Genomic DNA, 12,882 nt, shown 5'->3' with positions numbered 1-12,882 from the left:
TATGTTTGTCACATCGCAATTAGATGATGATCAATTGCCCTTCAATGGCACCCGCTTGTTTCAATGCCTGTAAAATTGCCATTAAGTCAGATGGTGCAGCCCCCACTTGGTTTACTGCTCGTACTAACTCATCCAGCGTGACACCAGGTTCAAACTTAAACATGCGAGAATCGGATTCTTCAACCGTAATATTACTGTTCTGAACCACTGTAGTTTCACCACCAGCAAACGCATTTGGCTGACTCACCTTCGGGTTCTCTTTAATCGAAACCGTCATACCACCATGGGTAATTGCTGCAGGTTTTAACTTCACGTGCTGACCAATAACAATAGTACCGGTACGAGAATTAACAATTATTTTTGCCGAACCTTCCGCTGGGTCGAACTCAATGTTCTCAACAGTTGAGAGAAACGCAACACGCTGGCTCACATCACGAGGTGCACGCACTTTAATCGACGTCGCATCGACCGCTGATGCCATGTTTGGCCCTAAGAACTGATTGATAGAATCAGCCATACGCTGAGCCGTGGTAAAATCTGAATCGTGCAAGTTAAAGGTTAAGTAATCACCACGCCCAAATGGATTCGGGACTTCTTGTTCAACCATTGCACCATTAGAAATTCGACCTACGGTTGGGGTATTGCCTATTACTTTTGAGCCATCCGCACCTTCAGCACTAAAGCCACCCACAACCAGTGTTCCTTGAGCTATTGCATAAACCTTGCCATCTAAACCTTTAAGGAAGGTTTGCAATAATGTGCCGCCACGTAAACTTTTGGCAGAACCAATGGAAGACACAGTTATATCAATGGTTTGACCTTGTTTAGTAAACGGTGGCAAAGTCGCATTTACCGCAACGGCAGCAACGTTTTTGATCTTAGGCTTAGTACCCACCAGCAATTGAATGCCGAAGTTTTGTAGCATGGCATTAAAGCTCTGATCGGTAAACGGCGTTGTTTCGCCAGTGCCCGGTAAGCCAACCACTAAACCATAACCCACCAATTGGTTACTTCTCACGCCAGCAACGGATGACACATCTTTGATGCGAGCAGCATTCGCCGAACTAGATAATAAAACGAATCCTAGAAGGATAATTGTGCGGAAATTCAATTTACTCTCCCGTCCATGAGGCGTGATGTTTTTATAAAAGCAAGTGATTAGAAAGCAACATTAAAGAAGCGTGATAGCCAGTTCTGATCTTGCACATCTTGGCGATCACCTGTGCCTGAATATTGAATACGAGCATTAGAAATACGGGTCGAAGCAATGGTGTTATCTTGGCTAATATCATCAGGGCGAATATGCCCACTAACACGAATGTATTCATCACCTGTGTTTAGCGTTAACCACTTTTCACCACGAATCACCAAATTACCGTTATTCAGCACTTCCACCACTTCAACTGAGATTGAACCTTTAATGCTGTTGCTTTGATCTGCTGACGTAGAACCTGCGAAAGTGTTGTTATTGGACATACCGTAAGACAGATTGTAATCACGGATAGTCACAGGCTTGCCACCTAATTCAATCGGCTTCATGTTCAAGTCTGTTGATTTATCGAGATCAGAGCTTGCACTCTTTTTCGCTGCCGTTTTCTCTTCCAATAGAATCGTCACGATATCACCAATACCGCGTGGCTTAGTATCATCGTAGAGATCTTGAACTTGTGCTTGATTAAACAAAGAGCCAGTTGCTGTGGCGTAATGTTCCGGCTTATCTTGTGGACGAACAGGGTTCCATGCAGGATCGCCAGCTTCAGGATCCTCACGTTTGCGGATCATATCAATCAGCCCTTTCGACTCTTTCTCTTTGCCTTCTACCGCATCAACATTCGTCGTGGCTTTTTCGATATCACTGCCCGCAACATCGGGTGGTGTTGACATACACCCCGTCAGTACCAAGCTCAATACCACTAATGATCCTTTCATCCATTGACGATTCATTCTGTTCACCTGACCGTGATTTATCTATTTCAACTTATTACAGCTGCTGGTTAACGTAGCTCAACATCTGATCGACTGTTGAAATAACTTTTGAATTCATCTCGTAAACACGTTGCGCTTCAATCATGTTTACTAGCTCTTCAGTCACATTTACGTTAGAGGTTTCTAGCATCGATTGACGAATAGAGCCGTAACCTTCTAAGCCCGGTGTCCCTTCTTGCGGATCGCCACTGGCACCTGTTGGTAAAAACAAGTTCTGACCAATAGGCTCCATACCGCCTGGATTAATGAAATCGACAGTGGTAATTTGACCTAGCACTTGGTTTTCTTGCTCACCACGAATACGAGCAGAAACTTCACCATCAGTACCTACTGTGATGCCCACCGCATCTTCAGGCACGACAATTTCAGGTTGAACAGGGTAACCACTACCACTTGTTACTAATTGACCATCAGCGTTAATGGTAAATTGACCGTTACGGGTATAACCGATGTTGCCATCAGGCAATAGCACTTGGAAAAAGCCATCACCTTCAATCATCATATCCATAGCGTTGTTCGTCGTCTGAGTATTACCTTGGGTAAATACCTTTTGCGTTGCGACGACTTTAGAACCCGCACCCAACATTAATCCTGTTGGTAACGTAGTATCTTGAGTTGATTGACCACCCGGCTGATTAATATTTTGATAAAACAGATCTTCGAAAACCGCACGGCCTTTTTTAAAGCCAACCGTTGAGGCGTTCGCCAAGTTATTTGAAATGGTCGAGATATTCGTCTGCTGCGCGTCAAGACCGGTTTTACTTACCCATAGAGCTGGATGCATTGTTCTGTCCTTTTAATTAGCCAATACGCATAAGAGAAGAAGAAGACTTATCCATTTCTTCTGCGGTTTTCATCAGTTTTACTTGCATTTCAAAGTGGCGTTGAAGATCGATCATACTGGTCATTTCAGATACCGCATTGACGTTACTGCCTTCTAACATGCCTTTTGCAAGTGTGACATTCGCGTCCGCATCCATTGGAATACGATCGCCTGTTAATTTAAATAAGCCATCAGTGTCTTTAAATAGGGCTTGGTTATCGACGCTCACTAACTTAATGCGATCAACAACTGCCAGCGCATCCGGTGGCGCGCCCTGTGGTAATACTGAAACCGTACCGTCTTTGCCGATTTCAATCTTGCTAATAGGTAGAGGAATAAAAATAGGACTGTCGTTTTGACCTAATAGCAATTGACCATTGCTGTTTTGTAACATGCCTGTTTGATCAATTTTTAAGTGACCAGCGCGGGTATAAGCTTCTTGCCCTTTGGCATCCATCACCGCTAACCAACCGTCACCTTGGATCGCCACATCTAAATCACGTCCGGTATTAATCACTGAACCTTGAGCAAAGTCGTTGCCCGGACGTTCAGCCATTGAAAACACACGGCTTGGCATACCTTCACCATAAGCTTGCATACTACGCGCTTGTTGTAAGTCGGCACGAAAGCCTGTGGTATTAACGTTCGCCAAATTATTGGCATGAACTTGCATACCGTACATGTCTTGTTTTGCGCCACTCATGGCTAGATACAGAGCACGATCCATTTTTTTGACACTCCTATTTCCTAACAGCATCAATAAAGCAAGAACTAAGCCAATTATATTTTTCTTTTATTTACAGAGGATTAATCGCAGATAGAGAAGAGATAACAGAGGAAAGGAAAAAATTTGCCGCTTCATTCATACCCTGAAGCGGCAATAGGATAGAAACAATTTAACCTTAACGGATTTGTAGAATATTTTGTTGTAGCTGGTTATTCACATCAAGCGCACGAGAACTTGCTTGGAAGTTACGCTGTGCGGTGATCAAATCCACCAGCTCTTGAGTCATATCAATGTTTGACTGCTCAAGCGTACCACTCTTAATCGCACCAAATGAGCCTTGTGATGCATCGCCCCAAATAGCTTGCCCTGATTCTTGGGTAGTATTCCAAAGTGTTCCACCAAGCTGCGCTAAACCTTGTTCATTAGAAACACGGGCCAATGCCACACGACCAACAACAACATCTTTACCATTAGAGTAAGACGCTAAAATATTACCTTCAGGATCAATATCTACCTTTGATAGGTAACCCGTTGTTGCGCCATCCACATCTTCAAATTTACGCACTTCAAATGCTGATGCGTACTGAGTGGGATCATCGTAATTCATGTTTAATGTTTGCGTAGGATCTGCACCACCAACATCAATACCTGCCGAGGCAAATGTTTCCATCTGAATATTTAATGGTGTAGGTGGCGTTGCTGGTACCGGAGGTGTGGCAGTTGGATCGCCGGCATCTCCAGGATATGGCTGACCATTTTGATCAAATCGCATGCGATAGCCCGTTACAACAGGGGCAGTAGGATCGGTATTATCAATAACTTGGTAAGCCGCAGGAACACTTGCAGGATCTGGCTTTAATAATCTTTCTTCGCCACTATTATTCGTAATAGTTTGGTGTACTTCCCACGTATTAGCGTTAGTTGGAGTCGCATTTGGATCATATTTTGCCACGTAGTAAGTCGTCATTTTATACGGCTTACCCAGTGAGTCATAAATGGTTGATGACGTCGAACGACTAAAAGAATCAGGATCGTTAAAATCAAATGGGCTATTTTTAGGGGCCGTTTCTTTATTAGGTAGATTCAACGATACCTTGATGTTGTTCGATTTAGTTGGCTGACCAAAAATATCATCGATCTTCATTGATTTTGCTTCATAAGAAGCCACTGTATTTGACTCTTTGTTTACTGGGTAGCCCAATAAAAACTTACCTTCAGAGTTAACTAGCTCATTTTCATTATTTAAATGAAATGCACCATTACGCGTTAAGTTATTGTTTGCTGGTTCATTTTTATTATCAGAAACGGCAAAAAAACCAGAACCAGATACACGTAAATCCAATGGATTATTGGTATAAATACTTGAGCCTTCGTGGAACTGCTGAGCAACCGTTGATGTTTGTACACCGCCACCCGTGGTGGTTTTGGCATTAGAGAAAATCGAACTTGAATACACATCGCCAAACTCAGCGCGCGATTCTTTAAAACCAAAGGTGTTAGCGTTGGCAATGTTATTACTGGTGGTATTAAGATCTTTTTGAGCAGCGCCTAGTCCACTCAACGCAATGTTCATACTCATATTCGATTATCCTTTTTGTGTCGCTTTACCAATTTGTAGAACATCAGCCAATTGAACTGGCTTATCGAAGCCAGCGAGATTCAACATCACCTGACTATTATTATTACCTAGCAGCACGCTGTTTACGTTAGCGTGTGTTAGCACTTCAAAGTTTTGGCTCTCGCCTTTCACGTTGCCAGAAACAGAAAACTTGTACATACCTTCCGGCATAACATTGCCGTCATCATCTTTACCATCCCAAGTAAAGGCATGTTCACCAGCAGGTTTTGCACCAAGGCTTACCGTTTTTACTAACTCACCTTGCGCGGTTTCCACACGTAAAATCGCGTTATCAACGCTGTTACTCAGACGTGCCATACCGGACATTTCACCTTCACTACTACGCATTGCTGTAGCGTTTGGTATTAACACGTCTTGACCAACCAAAGATGAGGCTTGTAGCGCTTGGTTTGATGTCATCGCACTGTTTAGTGAACCGAACTGCTCATTCATTTTGTTAATGCCGTCAACGGTGGCAAATGATGCCATCTGCGCGATCATTTGATCGTTACCAACGGGCTTGAATGGGTCTTGCTGCGCTAACTGCTTTGTTAATAAAGACAAGAAATCATCTTGTTTAAGCTGGTTTTTACCAGTGACATCTTTCTCTTGTTCTACTTTCTTGTCTTGCATGCTTTTTAGCTGGTCAAGGTAAGAAAGATTGCTGTTGCCAGCACCATTGATCGTGCTCATTGTGTCAACTCCTTACCTTATTTACCCATCTGCAAGGTTTTCATTAGCATTTGCTTACTGGCATCGGCTACTTGAACATTATTCTGGTATGAACGAGAAGCTGAGATCATGTTCGCCATCTCTTCCATCACATTCACATTTGGCTTATAGATAAAGCCTTGCGCATTCGCCATTGGATGATCAGGATTGTATTCCGCTGTTAACGGACGTTCACTTTCCACAATACCTTTTACTTGTACTGCAACACTGTCTTCACGGTTATAAGACGCCGATTCTAATGCGGCAGCAAAGATAGGATGACGTGCTTTATAAGTTTCTTCTGCTGAGCTACTGACACTGTTGGCGTTAGCAAGGTTACTTGATGTGGTATTCAAACGAACAGATTCCGCACTCATTGCCGATCCCGTTACATTAAATACATTAAATAAACTCATTTATTATTCCCCTTTCAGTGCCTTGCTCAGGTTCTTAAACTTCGAACCTAGAAAGTCTAATGATGCTTGGTATTCAATACTGTTTTGCATAAACATGTTTTGCTCAAGTTGTGCATCTACGGTATTGCCATCACCAGTATCAGGTTGGGTTGGCACACGGAACTTTTGCTCACCTGTGACTTGGGTTGTGGCATTAATATGCCGCCCATTCGTTCGACTTAGGCCAATATTTGCCCCAGATGTTGCCGCATTAAGCGCACGCTGAAAGTCTATATCTTTAGCTTTATAACCTGGGGTATTGGCATTGGCGATATTACTCGCAAGGGTTTCTGCACGCTTTGCACGTACGCCAACCGTATGCTGGTGAACCCCTAATGCTTTATCAAACGAAATGGACATATCTTGCCTCCACAATTACTTAGCAGTAACAAAGCAAAGACAGTGCCAATTTTAAGAAATGAGAATACGATGAGATGAAAACGCGATAAAAACAAAAAACGCTACCTCAGTTATTACTAGTGACTATTAGTATATAAGACTTATAAAAGATCTATTAGTTTAGGTCTTTTTTTTGTTTATTATTAACTGTTAAATCTAGTTGCTTTACTATAATTAATATAGGTTATTAAGGTAGAGAGAGTGAGTGTAGTGGAGGTTGTAAAGGTTAATGCAAAGGTAGTTCAGGATGATTCAGGGGTGTTTACTGAGATACCTGTATTGCTTGATAAGAATAAAGAACCAGTAAAACCATTGGTTGAATTTGTTTTGAAGTTGAAACGTGATGGTATGAGTCAATCAACCATTAGTAATTACGTTAAGGCAACGCAACTTCTACTTGAGTACATGGCTGCTAACACTAGTGGTTTTGACTCTCCACAATCCTTATTTGAGAATTTCAGTAGTCGGTTATACACAGGCACGATTGGTGATGATGGTTTAGATCCGTCGGGGTTGTATTGGTTGCCTTGCAGCAAGCAAGTTGCCCGATTACACATTAATGCCCTAAGTAAAGTGACTGACTGGTTAGCTGAGAAACACGGTGCGATCTCCATGAATCCACTGGTTAAGGCTGACAGTTTGACACAACGCCTTAACTACGCTGCTTGGTTTCGTAAAAATCAACATAACTTCCTCGGTCATATCAAAGATAAGCACATCAATTCAACCGTTCGTTATGCTCGTAGCGTTCAAGGAAAACGTCCGTTGGGTAAGCAGTCACAAGATGCGATAGAGTTTCCTGAGCGTTATTTTGAAGCGTTTTACTTCGATGGTTTAGGCGGTGCAGTAGACCGTAGGGTTGCATTACGTGACCAATTAATTTTACTGCTCATGCATGGCGGTGGTTTGCGAGAGTCAGAGGCTTTACACCTGTGGCTTGAAGATGTCTTAATCGACCCGTCTAACCCTGATAGCGTAATGGTTCGTATCTATCATCCAGAGGACGGTAAAGCCCCAAATAACTGGCGTGGACGCTCAGGTAAAACAACTCGTGCTGCTTATCTTAAAGAGAAATACGCACTAAGTCCCCGCAATGATCTCATGGGTAAGAAACGTGTGGGCTGGAAAAGTCGAGTCACCGACAGCAAAGATGAATATCTGGACGTTCACTGGTTTCCGACTGTCTTTGGTGAAGTCTTTGCCAAACTTTGGCAAGACTACACTCGATTTCTGACGGGTGTTGAGCGCAATCATCCTTATGCCTTTGTGAGCTTCCACCGTGAACATACAGGCAATCCCTATACGCTTAATGCGTTCCACGATAGCTACCGTAATGGCTTAAAGCGTATTGGGCTAAAGCCGTGTAAAGCCGATGGCTTATCCCCTCACTCACACCGACACAGCTACGGCAGACGGCTACGTAAAGCTGGCGTATCAGAAATTGTGATTAAGAAATGTTTACACCATGCCTCTTTAGAGTCGCAAGCTGTGTATACCACACCAACAGCAAAAGAAGTAACAAGTTGCTTAAATGCAGCAACGCAACAACTCCTAAACCCAACAGAACCCGTTGAGCAAGTCGGCACACCGAGTTGGGAAGTGTTAACCGAGCATGGTTTTAACGATATTGACCCCGATGGATTGTTCACAGGTAAAACCCCAAAATTAGGAAAACGCAATGGCTACTAAAGTAACACAAACAAAGAAAAAGAATGATGGTCGCTCTAGTGATTTAACCTTACAGTGGTTGGTAAATAATCATGGTCAAAAATGGGAAACATGGCGACAACTGGCTGAGGAATGGATTAAGGCTCAAGATTCAGGAACGAATTTAAAACTTGATGCTTTGTGTGTGTTTTTCGAGCTTTATCTTGTAGACACAGTGCCTTTTACATCAGACGTTAAGAGTCTATTTGAGGGTAAAAATGGCTGGCAAGCATCAACCGATGAATTGAAGCGTGTTCTGCTGGAAAAGACTAACCGAAGTGATAACAAGTCTACATCAGTGTTGCTAAATTACTGCAAAGAATTCATCGACTGGGTAGTAAAGGCTCATTTCAGCGAGATAGACGATAACGGCATAGCTATCCCCTTGTACAACAATCCTTTTGAGCAAGTAAAACACAAACTTAAAAACACTGAAACTGTTTATAACCCACTGCCGTACCGTTATATTTGTGATTTGCGCCATATCTTATGCCCCAAGCCAAGAGGACATTTTTCGGATTGGACGTGGGCGCAAAAGCAGACAGGGCAAGGTGCTAGACATGGCGATTGGTGTGAGGTGGATGAAAGCCTGATTGATAAAGCCGACCCTGATTGTGTGTGGCGCAGCAAAGAAGTTTTACGTACACCTAAAGGGGGGAAATCTGCTGTTTCCACGGTTATCCATCAAATCTGGTCGCCTGTCGTCAGTATGGTACTGCTCATTAAGCTGCATCTACCACTGCGTACCTATCAGGTGCGAATGCTCGATAGTGGCGAAGCCGATACACTTCGCTATGAAAAGGGAAACTGGATTAAAAACCCGCATGGCTTTGCCTTAAATCATTACAGCAAAGGCGTATTCCGCCAATTTAAAGACAATGCGACAGGGCTTGAATCAACGGGCTTGTACATCAGCACAAACAAAACCGCAGACCAAAACAAGGATGAATTTGAGCGGGGTTATGAAATCCCTTGGCAGAATGAAGATGTGCTGTATTGGCTCGAAAAACTGCGTAATTGGCAAGAAAAATACAACCCCATCAGCAAACCGACGGACTGGACTACGTTAGAGGTAAAGCACACTAAAGACATGAAGTCGAAAGCCTATTTAAGCGCAATGGGTCACAGTTGTTTTCTGTTTCGTGATGCCCCAGCAAAAAAACAAGACGATAGAAGTAAGCCTGTTCAAGACATTGTAATTGGTAAATTGTGGTACAAACTACTCCATCAACTTGAGCAACATCTTTTTGCATCTGGTGATATCTTATCTGACGGGACAGCACTGCGGTTAGTCCATGACTATGGTGAAGATTATAGTAAAAGTGGAAATAAGACAAAAACAGAGTTTCCCTTACACAGCCTCCGAGTCTCTCTGATTACCTGTTACATTATGGACGCGAATTTACCCTTGCCTGTGGTATCAAAGTTATTAGCGGGTCACTCACGCATGATTATGACCGTCTATTACAACAAGATTACCCCTGCGGTGATGAAAGAGAAAATGACCGAAGCGGATAAGCGATGTGAGGATAAATCAAAAAAGAGTGTTCGCGCATTCTTAAAAGATGCGGAAATGCGTCAAATTAAATGCAAGATGGCGTATAACGATGGTCAATCCGTTGAAGCAGCACTCGTTAATCGAAACCCGATGGGGTGGGAAAAACGTCATATTGGTATGTGTTTAGCGGGTGGTAATACAGTTCGCTCTGATGAAACTAGAACAGTTGCAGGCTGTTGGAATGGCGGTGAGTTATTAATAGACTCAAGCAATGTAGCAAAACGAGTTTATGGCTCAGTCCCTCACGGTTTTGAAAACTGTGTGCGTTGTCGTTGGTTCATTACCGATGCGCGCTATCTTCCTGAACTCAATGCTCACCTGAACTTTATGAGTTATAAATCTCACGAAGCGGCTAATTTAGCGGTCAAGTTAGAGGGCGAAATTGAGAAAATGGATGAACTCAAATACGAAGCGGAATCTGAGGGCAAGCCGTTTACTCAACATAATGAATTACAAGCACTTCAACGTCGATATGAGAAGCAATTGGTTGAAGCTGATGAATACACGAAAGATTGGATTGCGACCTTTGGTTTGATTCGTCGCATTATCGAAATCGAGCAAGGTCGCACTGAGAGCGATACCGCCAATAAACTCGTTGCGGTTGGCTCAGAAAGCGACATTAAAGTGGGCTTCATGGAAACCGAATCAGAACTATTGCAACTTGCTTTACTCTGTGAGGATGCCGAGTTTTACCCTGACATGCTCGATGATGTTAAGAAAACACCGACTATCGAACGTAGAACGCAGAGCCTAAGCCGCTTTATGATGCGTAAGGGCTATATGCCACAACTACTCATGCTTGATAAAGACCAGCAACTTATTGCTGCCAACGCCATGATGCGCCAAATGGCTCTACAAGCCAATCCAACAGATAAATTGGATGGATATAAACAAGTCGCTAATTACCTAGAGCTAGGGCAATTTATGGCAGACAGCAAGCTACTCGAAACAGGTATTCATGCTTTAGAAAACAGCATCAATACACCTGTAGATGGCATTTCAATTAAATCGTTGACTTCCAATGTGGTTAAAGGAGACTTCCCAAGTGCAGGTTGATATTAACGTTATTTTAAATGACCTTAAAACGGGTAAAACCAGCCGTACACAAGAATCTTTAGATAAGCTAAATGCTATATTAGAAACTCGATTTAATGCAGGTGAAAAAGATTACTCAATTGCCACGATTGGTCGAGTATCAAAAGCCCAAGGTGGTGTTGGTACAGTTAGCATCCGTAACAAAACGGGTGAGCATTTTCGTTTATTGATTGATGCATGGGCGACCAAAGCCAATACCACAATGAAAAAGCCGCCTTTACCTCAGTCCAGAAAGCTCGATACACCGTCTGATATGGACTTGTTAAAGCGATTAGATGACCCTGCTATGAGAGCTGTCTTTGGTCAAATCATTGCTGAAAAAAATAAGCTAAAAGCTGAAAACCGTATCCTTAAACAAAATGCGGAAGTCGTTGTCGATATGCGCCCCAATAAAGTCATCCATGCTGAACAGGTTCATCAAGACGTTGAAGTGTTACCGTCGTTAGATGGTGTTCTACTGCAAGGTGACATTGAGGCTTTAGAAGATGCCATCGACGAAGACAAAATGGCACAGCGAGGTTGGACAGTATCCAAATATGGAGCGGTCAAAGACGAAGATGGTCGTCCTCTGTTTAAGAATGGGTTCGTGTTGGCTATTCAGAAAGTTTTGGCTCAGGTATAGAGGTTGATGTAGGAAGCTTAATGCCTAGCTTCCTAACTCATAACTGCCCCATTGTGCGTTAGACCTTTTACTCATTCATATATTATAAATATGATTTGGGATGAGTTTTAGTTACTTTATATATAAACAGATTAATGATCCGCAGTGATTTATCGCATGAGTTCTGTTTTTAATAAGACTGATTAAATTCATTTCTTACTTTTCACACTCTTTTTCAAATCGGCAGGTGTAAGAAAGTGCCATTAACCTTATAATATTAATAGATTATATCGAGTGTAATATCGGTATTTTATAAGTATATTTTTTCATAAAAGTAAGAATACTTATTAATATACTGTCATATAGAGAGGTGTTAGTGGAAACGAAGTATCAAGGTAAAGAATTGAAATTGATAAATAAAGTGCACTCTTTGTTTCAAGATAACCTCCGATGCATTGAAGCTTGGGGCTTTTACATTTTCAGTGATGAGTTAGAACGTGAACAAGAACTAAAAAACAAACTAAGTATCATATGGTTAGCTTCTCTATTTGATACTGTTGTAGCTCAAAGTAGGTTAATAAAAAAATACGAACAGGAAGCAAATGAACTTGGACTAATTCACATACCTAGGTACTTGGCTCAAGCAAATGTTTTTTGTGATGCTGTAAAGGCTTTGTTGCAGCAATACTCAAAAGAAGAACAGATATTCATTCAAAACATTAGAAACCAATGGGTACACAGTCACTTAAACGGTGTGCATTCGGAATCAATAAAAGTAAAGTATCTTGAAAATGGTGAGATTGTTTCTAAAAATTTACCATATGAAAAATATCATGATCTGATTCGACCAGTGTTTTATCAAGGTAAATTAGACGACACTCTTGCTTCACTAAGACAAAGGTTCATGAACCAAAATGGGGCATATTGGTATCTATTAAAAGAAATTCAGGTCAGCATAAAAATCATCTATGGAGCAATGCTGAATGGCTCTGAATTCCAGTGGCAGAGAATATCTATATAACACGTTTTTGTCCATAAATGTCCTAGAACACAAATTTTCGTGTCATAACCAGTCTTTTAAGTTAACCAATATCGAAATCAAAAGGTTTGATGTTTATTGATTAATGGTAAGTGGTAGCTATAATAGTTAGGTCTAGGTTGTACATTGAAACCCCTTTCATCGTATTCAAAGGTGATAGGGG

General features: G+C 42.0%; 12 protein-coding genes. 4 read left to right on the top strand and 8 right to left on the bottom strand.

Annotation, left to right across the window (positions count from 1 at the left end; all coding sequences use genetic code 11):
• Positions 1 to 19: 19 nt before the first annotated feature.
• The 8 genes from Q7674_RS11260 to flgB form a co-directional block, all read right to left on the bottom strand.
• Positions 20 to 1,111, bottom strand: coding sequence for a flagellar basal body P-ring protein FlgI (locus tag Q7674_RS11260; RefSeq protein WP_305423765.1), 1,092 nt, complete (start codon positions 1,109 to 1,111; stop codon positions 20 to 22).
• A 47-nt stretch (positions 1,112 to 1,158) separates the two neighbouring features.
• Entirely contained in the window at positions 1,159 to 1,929 is a 771-nt protein-coding gene (gene flgH, locus Q7674_RS11255) for a flagellar basal body L-ring protein FlgH (RefSeq protein WP_045063912.1), read from the bottom strand.
• 52 nt (positions 1,930 to 1,981) lie between these two features.
• Positions 1,982 to 2,770: a flagellar basal-body rod protein FlgG gene (flgG, locus tag Q7674_RS11250; RefSeq protein ID WP_008986430.1), complete on the bottom strand. Its 789-nt coding sequence runs from the start codon at positions 2,768 to 2,770 to the stop codon at positions 1,982 to 1,984.
• Positions 2,771 to 2,786: 16 nt separating this feature from the next.
• Entirely contained in the window at positions 2,787 to 3,536 is a 750-nt protein-coding gene (gene flgF / locus Q7674_RS11245) for a flagellar basal-body rod protein FlgF (RefSeq protein ID WP_045063875.1), read from the bottom strand.
• 175 nt (positions 3,537 to 3,711) lie between these two features.
• Entirely contained in the window at positions 3,712 to 5,115 is a 1,404-nt protein-coding gene (flgE, locus tag Q7674_RS11240) for a flagellar hook protein FlgE (protein ID WP_045063876.1), read from the bottom strand.
• Positions 5,116 to 5,121: 6 nt separating this feature from the next.
• Entirely contained in the window at positions 5,122 to 5,847 is a 726-nt protein-coding gene (flgD, locus tag Q7674_RS11235; RefSeq protein WP_045063878.1) for a flagellar hook assembly protein FlgD, read from the bottom strand.
• Positions 5,848 to 5,864: 17 nt separating this feature from the next.
• Entirely contained in the window at positions 5,865 to 6,281 is a 417-nt protein-coding gene (gene flgC / locus Q7674_RS11230; protein WP_305423764.1) for a flagellar basal body rod protein FlgC, read from the bottom strand.
• Positions 6,282 to 6,284: 3 nt separating this feature from the next.
• Complete coding sequence (gene flgB, locus Q7674_RS11225) at positions 6,285 to 6,680, bottom strand: flagellar basal body rod protein FlgB (protein WP_008986425.1); 396 nt, start codon at positions 6,678 to 6,680, stop codon at positions 6,285 to 6,287.
• A gap of 240 nt (positions 6,681 to 6,920) precedes the next feature.
• On the opposite strand from flgB, the gene gmtY reads away from it, so the two are divergent.
• From gmtY to Q7674_RS11205, 4 genes are all read left to right on the top strand, one after another.
• Positions 6,921 to 8,408 carry a gamma-mobile-trio recombinase GmtY gene (gmtY, locus tag Q7674_RS11220; RefSeq protein ID WP_237156774.1) on the top strand — a complete coding sequence of 496 codons (1,488 nt, stop codon included), beginning with the start codon at positions 6,921 to 6,923 and terminating at the stop codon, positions 8,406 to 8,408.
• Complete coding sequence (gene gmtZ, locus Q7674_RS11215; protein ID WP_045063880.1) at positions 8,398 to 11,040, top strand: gamma-mobile-trio integrase GmtZ; 2,643 nt, start codon at positions 8,398 to 8,400, stop codon at positions 11,038 to 11,040. The genes gmtY and gmtZ overlap by 11 nt, the downstream gene beginning before the upstream one ends.
• On the top strand, positions 11,030 to 11,701 hold the full coding sequence (gmtX, locus tag Q7674_RS11210) for a gamma-mobile-trio protein GmtX (protein WP_045063882.1): 672 nt from the start codon (positions 11,030 to 11,032) through the stop codon (positions 11,699 to 11,701). The genes gmtZ and gmtX overlap by 11 nt, the downstream gene beginning before the upstream one ends.
• A gap of 355 nt (positions 11,702 to 12,056) precedes the next feature.
• The gene (locus Q7674_RS11205; protein WP_045063883.1) at positions 12,057 to 12,701 is read left to right on the top strand and encodes a hypothetical protein; all 645 of its coding nucleotides are present in this window, start codon (positions 12,057 to 12,059) and stop codon (positions 12,699 to 12,701) included.
• Positions 12,702 to 12,882 lie beyond the last annotated feature (181 nt).

Source organism: Photobacterium leiognathi, assembly GCF_030685535.1.
GTDB classification, from domain to species: domain Bacteria; phylum Pseudomonadota; class Gammaproteobacteria; order Enterobacterales; family Vibrionaceae; genus Photobacterium; species Photobacterium leiognathi.
This window is presented reverse-complemented; position numbering and strand designations above follow the sequence as displayed.